The 14,335-nt window shown below is 64.3% G+C and carries 13 protein-coding genes; 9 read left to right on the top strand and 4 right to left on the bottom strand.

The window, feature by feature from the left end; genetic code table 11:
• Window positions 1-62: 62 nt before the first annotated feature.
• Window positions 63-641 (bottom strand): DUF2242 domain-containing protein, encoded by a 579-nt coding sequence (locus AABB87_RS00335; RefSeq protein WP_341969097.1) that lies wholly within the window; start codon window positions 639-641, stop codon window positions 63-65.
• Between the two features lie 147 nt (window positions 642-788).
• Here AABB87_RS00335 and AABB87_RS00340 point away from each other — a divergent pair, with 147 nt between their 5' ends.
• The 3 genes from AABB87_RS00340 to AABB87_RS00350 all read left to right on the top strand — a co-directional run bounded on the left by AABB87_RS00340 (window position 789) and on the right by AABB87_RS00350 (window position 5,996).
• Window positions 789-2,855 carry a M13 family metallopeptidase gene (locus AABB87_RS00340; RefSeq protein ID WP_341969099.1) on the top strand — a complete coding sequence of 689 codons (2,067 nt, stop codon included), beginning with the start codon at window positions 789-791 and terminating at the stop codon, window positions 2,853-2,855.
• Complete coding sequence (locus AABB87_RS00345; RefSeq protein ID WP_341969100.1) at window positions 2,855-4,006, top strand: ABC transporter substrate-binding protein; 1,152 nt, start codon at window positions 2,855-2,857, stop codon at window positions 4,004-4,006. The genes AABB87_RS00340 and AABB87_RS00345 overlap by 1 nt, the downstream gene beginning before the upstream one ends.
• Before the next feature lie 133 nt (window positions 4,007-4,139).
• Entirely contained in the window at window positions 4,140-5,996 is a 1,857-nt protein-coding gene (locus AABB87_RS00350; RefSeq protein WP_341969101.1) for a S8 family serine peptidase, read from the top strand.
• Here the strand turns inward: AABB87_RS00350 and AABB87_RS00355 are convergent.
• Window positions 5,986-6,369 carry a hypothetical protein gene (locus AABB87_RS00355; protein ID WP_341969102.1) on the bottom strand — a complete coding sequence of 128 codons (384 nt, stop codon included), beginning with the start codon at window positions 6,367-6,369 and terminating at the stop codon, window positions 5,986-5,988. The genes AABB87_RS00350 and AABB87_RS00355 overlap by 11 nt on opposite strands.
• A 76-nt stretch (window positions 6,370-6,445) precedes the next feature.
• Window positions 6,446-6,754, bottom strand: a complete 309-nt coding sequence (locus tag AABB87_RS00360; RefSeq protein ID WP_341969103.1) for a high-potential iron-sulfur protein — start codon at window positions 6,752-6,754, stop codon at window positions 6,446-6,448.
• A 163-nt stretch (window positions 6,755-6,917) separates the two neighbouring features.
• Here AABB87_RS00360 and AABB87_RS00365 point away from each other — a divergent pair, with 163 nt between their 5' ends.
• The 6 genes from AABB87_RS00365 to AABB87_RS00390 all read left to right on the top strand — a co-directional run bounded on the left by AABB87_RS00365 (window position 6,918) and on the right by AABB87_RS00390 (window position 13,750).
• Window positions 6,918-8,291: a cache domain-containing protein gene (locus tag AABB87_RS00365; RefSeq protein WP_341969104.1), complete on the top strand. Its 1,374-nt coding sequence runs from the start codon at window positions 6,918-6,920 to the stop codon at window positions 8,289-8,291.
• 11 nt (window positions 8,292-8,302) lie between these two features.
• Window positions 8,303-8,971 carry a response regulator transcription factor gene (locus AABB87_RS00370; protein WP_058721336.1) on the top strand — a complete coding sequence of 223 codons (669 nt, stop codon included), beginning with the start codon at window positions 8,303-8,305 and terminating at the stop codon, window positions 8,969-8,971.
• Between the two features lie 226 nt (window positions 8,972-9,197).
• Entirely contained in the window at window positions 9,198-9,650 is a 453-nt protein-coding gene (locus AABB87_RS00375) for a rhodanese-like domain-containing protein (RefSeq protein WP_341969106.1), read from the top strand.
• Between the two features lie 44 nt (window positions 9,651-9,694).
• Window positions 9,695-11,245, top strand: coding sequence for a methyl-accepting chemotaxis protein (locus tag AABB87_RS00380; protein ID WP_341969108.1), 1,551 nt, complete (start codon window positions 9,695-9,697; stop codon window positions 11,243-11,245).
• Window positions 11,246-11,451: 206 nt separating this feature from the next.
• Window positions 11,452-13,527, top strand: a complete 2,076-nt coding sequence (locus tag AABB87_RS00385; RefSeq protein WP_341969109.1) for a carbon starvation CstA family protein — start codon at window positions 11,452-11,454, stop codon at window positions 13,525-13,527.
• Window positions 13,528-13,540: 13 nt separating this feature from the next.
• Window positions 13,541-13,750, top strand: a complete 210-nt coding sequence (locus AABB87_RS00390) for a YbdD/YjiX family protein (RefSeq protein WP_341969667.1) — start codon at window positions 13,541-13,543, stop codon at window positions 13,748-13,750.
• Between the two features lie 30 nt (window positions 13,751-13,780).
• On the opposite strand, the gene trxC is transcribed toward AABB87_RS00390, so the two are convergent.
• Window positions 13,781-14,194, bottom strand: coding sequence for a thioredoxin TrxC (gene trxC, locus AABB87_RS00395; RefSeq protein WP_341969111.1), 414 nt, complete (start codon window positions 14,192-14,194; stop codon window positions 13,781-13,783).
• Between the last annotated feature and the right edge of the window lie 141 nt (window positions 14,195-14,335).

Below are 14,335 nucleotides of genomic sequence, written 5' to 3' on the forward strand. Positions count from 1 at the left end.
TCTTGATGGCCTGAATCTTCCCTGCCGCGCCACGCGGCAAGCCAAGCCCGCGAGTGGCGAGCCTACTTATCCGAGGCCCGCTCGTAGGCCAGCTTTTGCATCAGCGTGAAAAAGCGGTCGTAAAAGGTGCCGGCGGGAATGGTTTCCGAAGCGACCTTGACCAGCGAGTCGTCCGAGGACGACAGCGGCACCGAGATCGATCCCACCGCGCTGACGCCCAGGCTGGCCGAGTTCGGGTTCTTCTTCAGCGCGTAGCGGTCTTGCTGGGCCGACACATAGGCGGTGGTGATTTGGTCACTGCGGCCGTCGGGCACGCACACCACATTGAAGGTGATTTCCACATGCACTTCACCGTCGGGCTGGAAGCGCTTGCGCCCCGTGACGCTGCCGCCCGGTGCGCTGGTGATCACATAGCCCTGGCTCAAAAGCGTGCGGCGTGCGGCTTCGCAAATCTCGTCAACAGGACCATCGAAGAGGCGCGAGAAGGTCTCATCCGACTGGAAACGTTCGCTCTGGTAGACCGAGGCCTTGCGCGGTGTGCTGCCGCCGGTGATGCCGCAGCCCGCCAACAGGGCTGCTGCACTGGCGCACAAGGCGCACAAGGCGCACAGTGTGAGTCGGAAAATTCGATGTGATGACATCTGGGGGCTTGGCATTGGCTCTGGCATGGCTCCGGTGAGGCCCCGCAGGGGCGAGCGCGCATTATCTCGCGAGCTTGTAAATGCTTGAGAATGACCGGCTCTGTTTCCTTCGAATCCGCCATGAAGCTCAAGCGCCCTCGTCCATTGATGTTCTCCACGTCCCTGGCCCTTTTGTTGGCCCTGGGCGGCACGCAATTGGCCGCAGCACAGGCGCAGCAGCCGCTGGCGGCCCTGCCCTACACGCCCAGCCTTGACCCCGCCGCGATGGACACCCAGGCCCAGCCCTGCGAGGACTTCTATCAGTACGCTTGCGGCGGCTGGATCAAGCGCAACCCGGTGCCGGATGACCAGGCCCATTGGTCGGTCTACGCCAAGATGATGGACGACAACCAGCGCTATCTCTGGGGCATTCTGGACAAGCTGGCTACCCCGACTGCAGCCGATGAGCCGGCACGCAGCGCCAACCAGCAAAAGCTGGGTGACTACTTTGCTGCCTGCATGGACGAGGCTGCCATCGACCGGCAAGGCCTGGCACCGCTGAAACCTTGGTTGGCACGCATTGACGCTTTGAGCAGCCGCCAGCAGTTGCCGGCCTTGCTGGCGCAGCTGCAGCAGGCCAATAACAACGCGCGCTTCTTCTTTCAAATCGGCGCGGGCCAGGATTTTGCGGACTCCTCGCAGGTAATTGCCTTTGCCTTTGCCGGCGGCATCAGCCTGCCGGATCGCGACTACTACCTGAAGAACGACGCCAAATCGCGCGAACTGCGCGCCCAGTTCGCCAGCCATGTGGCCGCCATGTTTGAGCGCCTGGGTGACAGCCCTGCCCAGGCGCGTGAGGCTGCCCGCCTGGTGTTGGCTACTGAGACAAAGCTGGCGCGCGCCATGCTCAGCCGGGTCGACAAGCGTGACCCGTACAAGACCGCCAACAAGATGGACGCACGCGGCCTGCAAGACCTGACCCCCGGATTCGACTGGGCGGCTTATCGCCAGGCGCTGGGCGTGCAAGAGGCGCCCCAGGCCTATAACGTCACCGAGCCCAAGTTCTTCAAGGCTCTGGATGCGCAGTGGCGCGCCATGAGCCTGGCCGAACTCAAGACCCTGCTGCGCTGGCAATTGCTGAGCAGCCAGGCGCCCAATCTTTCCACCGAGCTGGTGCAGCAAGACTTCGCCTTCTTCGGCCACAAGCTCAATGGCGTGCCTCAGCTCAAGCCGCGCTGGAAGCGCTGCGTTGAATTGGTGGATGCGCAGCTAGGCGAAGCCCTGGGCCAGGAGTTCGTGAGCCGCAATTTCTCACCCGAGCTGAAGGCCAAGACCCAGCAAATGACGGATCAGATCGAGGCCGCCATGGCCCAGCACATCCAGGCGCTGGACTGGATGAGCCAAGGCACCAAGACGCGGGCGCTGGCCAAGCTGCACAGCATCGTCAACAAGGTGGGCTACCCCGAGCGCTGGCGCGACTACAGCGCGCTGCCGGTGCTGCGCCATGACTTCAATGCCAATGTGGAGGCGGGCCATCGCTTTGAGGCGCAGCGCCAGTGGGCCAAGATCGGCAAGCCGCTGGATCGTGGCGAGTGGGCCATGACGCCCACCACGGTCAATGCTTATTACGACGCGCAGATGAACGATATGAACTTCCCGGCCGGCGTGCTGCAGCCGCCGCTGTTCGACCCCAAGATGGACGATGCGCCCAACTACGGCAATACCGGCGGCACCATCGGCCATGAGCTGATTCACGGTTTTGACGACGAAGGCCGGCAGTTCGACGGCCAGGGCAATCTGAAGGACTGGTGGACCGCCAAAGACGCGCGCAGCTTTAACAAGCGCGCCGCCTGCGTGGCCAAGCAGTACGCCGGCTACACCATCGTGGACGACATCAAGATCAATAGCAAACTTACGCTGGGCGAGGACCTGGCCGATCTAGGCGGCATGTTGCTGGCAATGAGCGCCTGGAAGGCCCACACCGCCAACTTGGGGCTGCAGCCGCAAGATGGGCTGACGCCGGAGCAGCGCTTCTTCGTCGGTTTTGCGCAATGGGCTTGCAGCAATGACCGGCCCGAAGCCTTGCGTGTGCAAGCGCTGACCAACCCGCATTCGCCGGGCCGCTACCGCGTCAACGGCGTGGTCGTCAATATGTCCGAGTTTGAGCAGGCCTTTTCCTGCAAGCCGGGGCAAAAAATGGTCAAACCCGAGAGCCAACGCTGCAGAATATGGTGATGCCTATCCTCAGCAGCCAGCCATCGCCTCACGGCCGCCGCATTGGACGGCGGCGTCTGCTGAGCGTGCTGCTGGGGGCGCTGGCGGGCCCGGCCCGCGCGGCGCTTGGTAAACCGCCAGCTGGGGAAATTCTGATCGGCAGCTCGGCCGCCTTCAGTGGCCCGGCGGCCATGTTGGGCCAAGGCCTGCATGCGGGCGCCCTTGCCTTGTTCAAGCAGATCAATAGCCAAGGCGGGCTGGCCGGCGCCAAGCTGGTGATGCGGGCGCTGGACGATGCCTATGAACCCGTCCGCACCGACAAGAACACCCGCTTGCTGGTGGATGACCCCAAGGTGCTGGCCCTGTTTGGCTATGTGGGCACGCCCACCAGCAAGGCCGCCTTGCCCTATGTGCGGCGCTGGCAGATCCCTTTTGTGGGTGCCTTCACCGGCGCCGCGGTCTTGTGGGAACCCAATCCCATGGTCTTCAATGTGCGCGCCGGCTACCGGGCCGAAGCCGAAGCTCTGGCGGGCGCGATGGTCACGGCCGGCGTCAAGCATTTGGGCGTGCTTTACCAGGCCGATTTGTTTGGCCGAGCGGGCATGGAGGCGATGCGCAGCGCCGCCGAGGGCCAGGGGCTGGTGATAGGCCCGGTGGCTTCGGTGCAGCGCAATAGTGTTGACGTCCAGGCCGCACTGACTGTGCTGCTGGTCAAACCGCAGCCAGAAGCCATCTTCATGGTCAGCACTTATGCGAGTTGCGCCGCCTTTATTCAGGCCGCGCGTCAGCGGGGCTACGCGGGGCGCTTTTACAGCTTGTCATTCGCGGGCCTGGAGCCGCTGCGTCAGGCGCTGCACCAGGATATGCGCAAAGTCACCATCGCCCAGGTGGTGCCCGACCCGGATGACGCCAGCATCGCCGTGGTGGCCGCCTACCAAAAGGCTATGCGTGAGGCGGGGCATAAGCACTTCGACTCGATCAGCCTGGAAGGCTATATCGCCGCCCGTGTGCTGGTGGAAGGGTTGCGCAATGCCAAGAAGCCCCTGAGCCGCGAGTCCTTGGCGCAAGGCCTGGAGACCCTGGGCCATCTGGATTTAGGCGGCTTTCAGGTGGCCTACCGGCCCAAGGACCATCAGGGCTCCAACTACATCGGCCTGCGTTCGGAAAAGTAGCGCATAGCGACTGTTGGCCCGCTTGCCCGGGTCGGCTGCAATTCATGCGTGCCGCCCGGCAATTCATCTCTTGGGCAGAGCCAGCGCCGGCGCGTTTGGCTACGCTGCGGCTTCTTACTTTTCGGAGCCTGCTTTGAATCAACGGACCATGATCAACCTGGCGGTCGTCGCTGCCTTGTCCTCCTTGTTCAGTTTGCCCGCCGCGGCCCAAACCGGCGCTGGCGCCAGCGCCGCATCGGCGGGTGCCCGCCAAGTCATCACCCGCGCCGATCAACTGCCCCGCCACACCCACACGCTGGCCAAGCTGCCCAGCGAGATGCTGGCCGCGCCGCTGCAAGAGCTCCAGCCCCTGGGCGCCAAGCTGGAAGCCGAGTTGCTGGCTGACTTGGCCGCTTTTGACATTCAAGACCCCGCCACCTTGCGTGAGTTCTACGGCGCCCTGGCCAGCTTGGCCCAGTTGCGTGGCGACTGGGCGGCCGTGCCGGGCTGGACCGCCAAGGCCCGCGCCCTGCAAGAAAAAGCCGGCGGCAAGCTGACCAGCGGCGTCACCACCGATCTGCTCTCGCAGCAGCAGCTCGAAAAGCGTGACGCCGCCTGGCTGCAGGCCGAAGTGCAGCGCCGCTATGCGGCCCTGCCCTGGGCCACGGTTCAAGACAATCTCAAAAGCGCCAAGGGCAGCTTGGAGACTTACAACCCCGAGCTGATTCTGGGCGCCTTCAAAAGCCAACTCGACCCCATGGCTGTGAATGGCAAGATGGTGTTGCCCAGCGGCATGGTGCAGGCCATCATCGGCGCCCGGGTGCAAAAGGAATTGTTGACGCCCAATAAGGCAGCGCTGGTGGCCGGCTTGCAGGCGGTGATCGATGCCAATAGCAAGGCCCAGGCCCGCGCGGACATCTGGACCCCGCGCACCTTCAGCATCGCGGCCGATGCCAAGGCCAAGCCGGTGGTGGTGGGCGTGTGGGATTCGGGCGTGGACCTGGCATTGTTCAAACCAGCCACCCCGCGCGGCGTGGCTTTTGACCCCGAGGGCAAGTTCACGCAGGAGTTGCTGCGCTCGCTGGGGGATGCCCAGCCGCGCTGGCCACAGCTGCGCGGCATGATCAAGGGCGCCATGGATCAACGCGCCGCCCTGGATACGCCGGAGTCGCAGAAGTTCCGTGCCACCCTGGGCAACCTGAAGGCCGATGAGGTCAAGGCCTTCAGCGAGGATATGTCCCTGGCCGGGCTCTACGTCCATGGCACCCATGTGGCCGGCATTGCGGTGGCCGGCAATCCCTTTGCCCAGGTCTATGCCGCCACCATGTTGTGGTCCGCCAAGACTGAACCTGAAAAGCCCAGCGAGGCACGCTCCAAGACCACCGCCCAAGCCTATGGCCAGGTGGTGGAAGGCTTCAAAAAGGCCGGCGTGCGTGTGGTGAATATGAGCTGGCGCTACGGCCCCAGCGCTTACGAAGGTGCGCTGGCGTATCACAACCTGGGTGGCAGCCCGGAGCAGCGCAAGGTGGAGGCCTTGCGCCTGTTCAAGATCGAGCGCGATGCTTTGCGCGCGGCCATTGCGGGCGCGCCGGAGATCTTCTTCGTTGCCGGTTCGGGCAATGAAGACAATAGTGCCGACTTTGAGGAATACATCCCCGCCGGACTGGAGTTGCCCAATCTGATCACCGCCGGAGCGGTGGATCAGGCGGGCAGCGAGACCAGCTTCTCCACCTTCGGCAAAACGGTGGCGGTGCATGCCAATGGCTTCGAGGTTGACAGCCCCGTACCTGGCGGCGATCACCTCAAGCTCAGCGGCACCAGCATGGCCAGCCCGCAGGTGGCCAATCTGGCGGCCAAGCTGATCGCGCTTAAGCCAGCGCTCACGCCGGTGGAAGTGAAAGCCTTGATCCTGCAAGGCGCGGAGCGTCAGTTGACGGCAGACGGTAAGCCCGGCCGGGTTAACTTGATCAACCCGCGCAAGAGCGCCGAGTTGGCGGGCATCAAGCTTTGATCTTGTCCTTCTCGGCCTGATCCTCCTCCGGAAGCGGGGTCAGGTCGAGAAAGGGCGTGTCCCGGTCGGCGGGCGGATAGGCGTCGGCCACATAGCCGGGGCCTTTCATGACCATCACGATCAGGCAGCCCACCGCCAGGGTCAGCAACAAGGTCCAGTGCATGGCCACCAGGCCATAGGCGATGTACTCGCCCATCAGCAGGCTGTGCGGGTCCGCGTTGCCGGGCTCAGCTAGCCAGCGGCGCAGGCCCACGAAGAGCAGGGGCAGCAAAGTGCCCCAAAAAAAAACGGCCGGCAGGCGGCGCCAGATTTGGCGCTCCAGGCCGGCCGCCGTTTTGGGGCCATAGCCGGGCAATCGCTTGAAGGGATTCATGGCGATGTGCTCGGCGGATTGAGGCTTAAGAACTTGTCAGTACCAGGGCGCGCAGAGCCCCCTGGTGGAGCTGTGCTTAGGCCTTCTTAGCCCAGGCGCTGCACCAGCCCTTGGCCGTCACTTGCTTGGCGGGGAACAGCGGGCAGCCGCCAGCGGCATCACCGGCCTTGCCTTGGTACAGCGCACAGTTGGCGCAGTTTTGCGTGGCCGCATGCTTGGGGTACTTCTTGGTGTCGGCCTTGGCCGTGTCGGCCACATAACCCAGGGCAATGGCTTGGGGGTCTTTTTCTTCAACCTTGGCTTGGGCGCGGGCGCTGGTGGCGATGGCGGAGGCGCCAGCCGCGGCCAGGGTCATCAGGAAAACGCGACGTGCTTGTTGACTCATGGAGAACTCCAATAAATTTGAGCCGGCCCATGGGGAACCAAACGAAGACAGGTCAAGCAACGCTTCTGAGGGCCGGCGGGCTCATGGCGTAACAGCTTCACTGTAGTACAGACTGGCGCCTTCGATCGCAAAGAATAGCCATACCGCCGTCGACAATACGCCCATGCGACTGCGAACCAAAATCATTCTGCTTGCCGTGCTGCCCCTGGTGGCGTCGCTGGCCCTGCTGGCCGTAGCGGTGCGCCAGCAAGAAGGTGACCTGGCGCGGCGTGAGCATGCCTTGGTGGAGCGCGCCTATATGGAAGCGCGCCGGGCCGAGTTGCGCAATTACGTGGCGCTGGCCGTCAGCACCGTGCAGCCCCTGTACGAGCGCGGCGGTGACGAGGCGGCCAACCGCCGCGAGGCGCTCAAGCTGCTGGCCTCGCTGGACTATGGCGAGGACGGCTACTTTTTCGTTTACGACCTGCAGGGTCATGTCCTGATGCATTCGCGCCAGCCCGAGCTGCTGGGCAAGAACCTGTGGGAGCTGCGCGACGCCCGCGGCCGGCCGACCATCCAGCAGCTGATTCAGCAAGCGCGAGCCGGTGGCGGTTATGTGGACTATCTCTGGCGCAAGCCCTCCAGCGGCCAGCCGGCGCCCAAGCTCGGCTATGTGGTGGCGCTGCAGCGCTGGCAGTGGATGTTGGGGACAGGGCTCTACCTCGATGGCATCGAAGCCACCATGACTCAGCTGGAGCGTGAAGCCAGCGCCAATATCGCCACTACCTTGTTGTGGATTGCCGGCATCGCGGTGTTTGGTGTCGGCCTGATCAGCGCCACCGGCATGGTGCTCAACTTCAGCGAGCATCGCCTGGCTGAAACCAAGCTGCGCTTGCTGGCCCGGCAGGTGGTGCAGTCGCAAGAGGATGAGCGCGCGCATCTGGCGCGTGAGCTGCACGACGGTGTCAGCCAGACCCTGGTGTCGACCAAACTGATGGTGGAAGCGGCGCAAAAGAACGCGGCAGCGGCAGCCGAACCCGCCGGTCTGTTGGACAAGGCCTTGCAGCGCCTCAACGCGGCGCTGACCGAGGTGCGGCGCATTTCCCACCGCCTGCGCCCGGCCTTGCTGGACACCTTGGGCCTGCCGGCCGCCCTGCAACGCCTGGCCGAAGAGTTTGACGAGGCCGGCCCGGCGCGGGTGGGCCTGCGCATCGACGGTGAGCCGGTGGAATTGCCTGAGGTGCTCAAGACCGTGCTGTTCCGCGTCGCGCAGGAAAGCCTGACGAATATGGCCAAACATGCCCAAGCCGCCCAAGTTGAGCTGGCCCTGAGCTTTGAGCCCGACGGCGGCCTGCGCATGAGCATCACCGACGATGGCCAGGGCTTTGACAGCCAAGCCATGCACCAGCATCCGGCACGCGGTATCGGCCTGCGCAATATGCGGGAGCGCTTGGACTCGGTGGGCGGCTGCCTGCTGATCAGCGCCGCGCCGGGCCACGGCACCCAAATCGAAGCGCAACTCTCGGCCATCACCTTGGCCGGCTTGCGCAAGGTCTGAAAGAAACGCAGATGACAACAACAGACAGCAAGACGAAGCCCGACATCATTCGCATCCTCTTGGTGGATGACCACCCGATGGTGCGCGAGGGCCTGCGCTCCTTGCTCAATGGCGTGGCGCACCTGAGCGTGGTGGGCGAGGCTGGCGACACCAGCACGGCGCTGGCCCAGCTAACGGCCTGCGCCCCCACCGTGGTCTTGATGGATGTGGGCCTGAAGGCCGAGGCGCAAGACGAGAAGATCAGCAACGGCATTGCCTTGACCGAAGCCATGCTGGCCCAGCAACCGGCCCTGCGCGTGCTGATGTTCAGCATGTATGACAACCCTGAGTATGTGCAGCGCGCCCTGGCGGCTGGCGCGCGCGCCTATGTTTTGAAAGACGCGCCGGCCAGCGAGATCGTGGCGGCCATCGACGCGGTGGCGGCGGGCGGCACATTCTTGAGCGAGGCGCTGTCCAAGCGCCTGTTCCGCAACCAGCAGCCGCGGCCCATGCTGTCGCCACGCGAAAGCGAAATCCTCTCCGCCCTGGCGCGCGGTGAGTCAAGCAAGCAAATCGCCCGCACACTTGATTTGAGTGTGCGTACCGTCGAAACTCACCGTCAGAGCATTAAGCGTAAGCTGGGCCTGGAGGGGCAAGCGGAGTTGATCAAGTACGCGGTGGAACACGCGCGTACGGCCTAGCGAGGCGCGGCAGGGCCGAAGGCCTTGCGCAGCACACGCAATCGGTGCTGCCGAGACAAATTGCCGTGTATACAGGCCGTTAGTGCCTGAAAACATAACGCCTGAAATAATTTGTCTATAAAGTTAGTCATCGCTCTCGTCGATAGATGAAGGTGCATTTGCTGCGCGCTTAGGCTTTTGGCTGTGCCATGCAATTGCTACTCCCAACCTTGAAAGGACTGATCAAATGTTGAAACGCACATGGATGAAGTGGGCCGCTGTTGCTGCCTTGGCCTTGGGTGCCTCCTTGCCGGCCCTGGCCGCTGACACTCCCGCCACCCTGGCCGGCGTCAAGTTGGTGAGCGCCGACGAGGTGAAGAAGATGCTCGACGCCGGTGTGCCGGTGATCGACACCCGCGTCGCCGCCGAATACGCCGAGAAAACCATCAAGGGTGCCAAGAGCGTGCCCTACCGTGAGAAGAGCAGCAAGGACGTCAAGTTCGACGCCAGCCTGGATCAGTTCGACCTCAGCAAGCTGCCCAGCGACAAGGCCGCGCCGCTGGTCTTTTTCTGCAATGCCGGCGAATGCTGGAAGAGCTACAAGGCCTCGGTGGTGGCGCAAAAGGCCGGTTACACCAAGATCAACTGGTTCCGCGGTGGCTTCCCGGAGTGGTCGGCCAAGGGTCTGCCTACACAGTAAGTTGAACGGCATCCTTTGAATCGAGCGCTACCCGGAGTTTGGCGATGAATTTGAACCTTTCCTTCAAGGGCCGACTGATTGCCCTGGTCAGTCTGGCGCTGATTGGAATTAGTGCCTTGGCCGCGCTGGCGGTTGGATCCAACCATGTCAACCAAGAGGCGCTGGCCGAGCTCTACGAGCGCGATATGGACTCTCTGGTGCGCCTGCAGCGCATCGAGAACGGTCTGCTCGAGGTGCGCTTTCGTGCCGCCGGTGTGCTGCTCGACCAATTGCCTATTCCGGGTTCGCTGAATCACTTGCGCGAAGCGCGCAAGGCCATTGCCGAGCAATACGCCGGCGCGCTGCCGGCGGCGCGGGTTTTGTTCACCGAGGGCGAGGCCCAAGAGGCCTTCAAGCAAGTCCAGGACAACTGGGCACTGGTGGACAGCACGCTGGACAAGTTGGAGAAGGCCTACGTCGCCAAAGACAAGAACGTCATGACGACGGTGCTGGAGGAGGATTGGGCGGTGCTGCACAAGGGCGCCGTCAAGCCCCTGCAGGCGCTGATCCCGATCACGCAGAAGATTTCGGCCGCTACTTATGAAGCTGCAACGGCGCGTTCCCGCGTTCTGCTGAGTGTGGGTGTTACGGGTGCCGTCTTGTGCCTGCTGGGCCTGAGCGTGGTGGCCTGGCTGACGGGGCGCTCCTTGTTGCTGCCGTTGCGGGAGGTGGAGCATTCGATGCGCCAGATCGCCGATGGCGACTTGACCGCACCGCTGCCCGCCGCGCGCCATGACGAGCTGGGCAGCATGATTGCCGCCCTGGGTGCGATGCAGGAGCGCTTGTCGGTGCTGGTGGGCGAAGTGCGCCAGTCGGCCGAAAGCATCCAGGTGGCCTCCACCGAGGTGGCCATGGGCAATCAGGACCTTTCCCAGCGCACCGAGCAGGCCGCCAGCAGCCTGCAGGAAACCGCCAGCTCGATGGAAGAGCTGACCGGCACCGTGCGGCACAGCGCCGATTCGGCCCGCCAAGCCAATCAACTGGCCGGCTCGGCCGCCGAGGTGGCTTCGCGCGGCGGCAGCGTGGTGGCGCAAGTGGTGGCCACGATGCAGGACATCAACGCCAGCAGCAAACAGATCGCCGACATCATCGGCGTCATTGATGGCATCGCCTTCCAAACCAATATCCTGGCCCTCAACGCTGCCGTGGAAGCGGCCCGTGCGGGCGAGCAGGGGCGTGGTTTTGCGGTGGTGGCCAGCGAGGTGCGCAGCCTGGCTCAGCGTTCTGCCGGCGCCGCGCGTGAGATCAAGGCCTTGATCGGCGCTTCGGTGGACAAAGTGGAATCGGGCGCACGCCTGGTGGCCGATGCCGGCTCGACCATGACCGAAATCGTCAGCTCGGTACGCCGCGTCACCGATGTGATCGGCGAGATCACCGCCAGCGCGTCGCAGCAATCGGATGGCCTGAACCTCGTCAATGCCTCGGTGGCTCAGCTCGACAAAATGACGCAGCAGAACGCCGCCTTGGTGGAGCAATCTGCCGCCGCGGCCGAGAGCCTGCGCGAGCAAGCGCAGCGCCTGGCGCAGGTGGTGCAAGCCTTCAAGCTGGAACGCTGAACGGCAACCCCAGCGCCGGCCTGGCTCACCAGCCTGGCCGCCCGAATGTCCGCAATTTCGGGTTAATACCTAAGTACTCCCGCGCAATGTCAGCGCGCAGCCTGACGGATGCGCGCCGGGCATGAGAGTTCGACACTGAAGCACTAAGCCATCGTGAGCGCCATTGCGTCGCGGCTCACCGCTGGCACCTTCAGGAGACAAACACCATGCCCGAAATTCTTCGTCGCCACCTGCCCTGGGCAGCGTTGGCCATTCTGGGGGCTTTTGCCCTCGCCACCGTGGCCCTGGGCCGGGGTGAGGCGGTCAGCGCCTTGTGGGTGGTGGTTGCCGCCGTGTGCGTCTACCTGATCGCTTACCGCTACTACAGCCTGTTCCTGGCCAACACGGTTCTGGAGTTGGACGCCAAGCGCATGACGCCGGCCTGGCGCCATAACGACGGCCTGGACTATGTGCCCACCCACAAGGGCGTGCTCTACGGTCACCACTTTGCGGCCATCGCGGGCGCAGGCCCCTTGGTCGGGCCGGTGCTGGCGGCGCAAATGGGCTATCTGCCCGGTCTGCTGTGGATTCTGGCCGGCGTGGTGTTTGCCGGCGCGGTGCAGGACTTCATCGTGCTGTTCATCAGCACGCGGCGCGACGGCCGCTCGCTGGGCGACCTGATCAAGCAAGAGATGGGCACCGTGCCCGGCGTGATCGCGCTGTTCGGCTGCTTCATGATCATGATCATCATCCTGGCGGTGCTGGCGCTGATCGTGATCAAGGCCCTGGCGCACTCGCCCTGGGGCACCTTCACGGTGGCCGCGACGATTCCGGTTGCCCTGTTCATGGGCATCTACAGCCGCTTCATCCGTCCCGGCCGCATTGGTGAGGTGTCCATCATCGGCTTCGTGCTCTTGATGCTGTCCATCTTCGGCGGCCAGTGGGTCAGCGAAAGCGCCACCTTGGGCCCTATGTTCACCTTCGACGGCAAGGCGCTGACCTGGATGTTGATCGGCTACGGCTTTGTCGCCGCCTCCATCCCGGTGTGGCTGCTGCTGGCACCGCGCGACTACCTGTCCACCTTCCTCAAGATCGGCACCATCATCGGCCTGGCGATTGGCATCGTCATCGTCGGCCCCGAGCTGAAGATGCCGGCCCTGACCCAGTTCGCTGGCGGCGGCGGCCCGGTGTGGTCGGGCAATATGTTCCCCTTCTTGTTCATCACCATCGCCTGCGGCGCGGTGTCGGGCTTCCACGCACTGATCTCTTCGGGCACCACGCCCAAGATGCTGGAGAACGAAACCCACGCGCGCTTCATCGGCTACGGCGGCATGCTGGCCGAATCCTTTGTGGCAGTGATGGCGCTGGTGGCGGCCTCTTGCATCGAGCCGGGCATCTACTTCGCCATGAACAGCCCTGCCGCGCTGGTGGGCAGCGATGTCAATGCGGTGGCGCAGACCCTGTCGACCTGGGGCTTTGTCATCACGCCCGAGATGCTGACGCAAACCGCCAAGGACGTGGGCGAAAGCACCATCCTGGCCCGCACCGGCGGCGCGCCGACCCTGGCCGTGGGCATGGCCCACATCCTGCACCAGGTGGTGGGCGGCAAGTCCATGATGGCCTTCTGGTACCACTTCGCGATTCTGTTTGAAGCGCTGTTCATCCTCACCGCCGTCGATGCCGGCACGCGCGCTGGCCGCTTCATGCTGCAAGACCTGCTGGGTACGTTTGTGCCGGCCTTGAAGAAGACCGACTCGCTGCCCGCCAACCTGATCGCCACCGCCCTGTGCGTGGCCGCCTGGGGTTACTTCCTGTACCAAGGCGTGGTGGATCCGCTGGGCGGCATCAACACCCTGTGGCCGCTGTTTGGCATTGCCAACCAGATGCTGGCTGCCGTGGCGCTGATGCTGGGCACCGTCGTGCTGTTCAAGATGAAGAAGGGTCGCTACGCCTGGACCACCGTCGTGCCGGCCGCCTGGCTGCTGGCTTGCACGCTGACGGCCGGCTACTTGAAGATCTTCTCCGCCGACCCCAAGGTGGGCTTCCTGGCCCATGCCGACAAGTATGCCGGCGCATTGGCCGAGGGCAAGCTGTTGGCACCCGCCAAGTCGATGGACGCAATGAGCCGCATCGTCTTCAACGACCGCCTGGACGCGGCCCTGTGCCTGCTGTTCATCTTCGTGGTGCTGAGCGTGCTGGTCTACGCCGTCAAGGCCGTGCTGAAGGCACGCGCTGCGGACAAGCCCACGGCGCAGGAAGTGCCCTTCCAGCCCATGCCAGCCGGGGCCGCCAGCCTTGGCTAAGAAGCTGGTTCAGCTGGGCGCCGAGTTGGGCGCCGAAATCAGCCAGGCCGGCCGCGGCCTGGCACAGAGCCTGCGCTTGATGGTGGGCCTGCCGGACTACGGCGGCTACCTCAAGCATATGCAGGCCACCCACCCCGATGGGCCAGTGATGAGCTTCGAGGAATTCTTCGTCGAACGCCAGCAAGCCCGCTACGGCGGCGGGCGCGGCAAGATGTGCTGCTGAGGCGATCGCTCGCCTCGCTAACTTGTTAGCTCAGCGCAGCCAGTCGATGATTTGGCGGGCTTGCAGCGCACCCGAGATGCGCTGCACCTCTTGCCCGCCTCGCAGCTGGATCAGGGTCGGAATGCTGCGGATGGCGTAGCGCTGCGAGAGCCGCTGCGCTTCGTCGCTATTGACCTTGACGAACAAGGCCTGACCTTTGAGCTGGCGTGCCGCCAGCTCAAACTGCGGCGCCATGCTGCGGCAAGGCCCGCACCAAGGGGCCCAGAAGTCCACCAGCACCGGTAACTCGCTGCCCGTCACCACGCGGTCGAAGTTGGCCTCGTCCAAGGCCAGCACGGCGCCGCTGAGCAGGGCTTGGCCGCATTGGCCGCAAACCGGGTCTTGCGTCGCGCGCTCGTCCGGAACGCGGTTCTTGGTCAGGCAGTGTGGGCAGGTGATCAGCATGGCGGGGTCCTGGTTTCATGCGCGGAGGCGTGTGGCTCGGCACTTGGGGCTGGGGAGGGGCGATTTCAAGCGCTGACCTCCGTACTCAGCCTTGACCCAGACAGTGCGCGCGCCCTCCAGCCCAGGCGCTTGTCGCGCGCC

The sequence above is a fragment of the Roseateles sp. PN1 genome, assembly GCF_038419725.1.
In the GTDB taxonomy this organism is placed as follows: Bacteria; Pseudomonadota; Gammaproteobacteria; order Burkholderiales; family Burkholderiaceae_C; genus Paucibacter_A.

Bases quoted from the DNA above. Each gene is read 5' to 3' on its own strand.
- AABB87_RS00375 (WP_341969106.1), top strand. From the start codon at position 9,198: ATGTTGAAACGCACATGGATGAAGTGGGCCGCTGTTGCTGCCTTGGCC.
- AABB87_RS00345 (WP_341969100.1), top strand. From the start codon at position 2,855: ATGCCTATCCTCAGCAGCCAGCCATCGCCTCACGGCCGCCGCATTGGA.
- AABB87_RS00360 (WP_341969103.1), bottom strand. From the start codon at position 6,754: ATGAGTCAACAAGCACGTCGCGTTTTCCTGATGACCCTGGCCGCGGCT.
- AABB87_RS00335 (WP_341969097.1), bottom strand. From the start codon at position 641: ATGTCATCACATCGAATTTTCCGACTCACACTGTGCGCCTTGTGCGCC.
- AABB87_RS00365 (WP_341969104.1), top strand. From the start codon at position 6,918: ATGCGACTGCGAACCAAAATCATTCTGCTTGCCGTGCTGCCCCTGGTG.
- AABB87_RS00385 (WP_341969109.1), top strand. From the start codon at position 11,452: ATGCCCGAAATTCTTCGTCGCCACCTGCCCTGGGCAGCGTTGGCCATT.
- AABB87_RS00340 (WP_341969099.1), top strand. From the start codon at position 789: ATGTTCTCCACGTCCCTGGCCCTTTTGTTGGCCCTGGGCGGCACGCAA.
- trxC (WP_341969111.1), bottom strand. From the start codon at position 14,194: ATGCTGATCACCTGCCCACACTGCCTGACCAAGAACCGCGTTCCGGAC.
- AABB87_RS00380 (WP_341969108.1), top strand. From the start codon at position 9,695: ATGAATTTGAACCTTTCCTTCAAGGGCCGACTGATTGCCCTGGTCAGT.
- AABB87_RS00370 (WP_058721336.1), top strand. From the start codon at position 8,303: ATGACAACAACAGACAGCAAGACGAAGCCCGACATCATTCGCATCCTC.
- AABB87_RS00355 (WP_341969102.1), bottom strand. From the start codon at position 6,369: ATGAATCCCTTCAAGCGATTGCCCGGCTATGGCCCCAAAACGGCGGCC.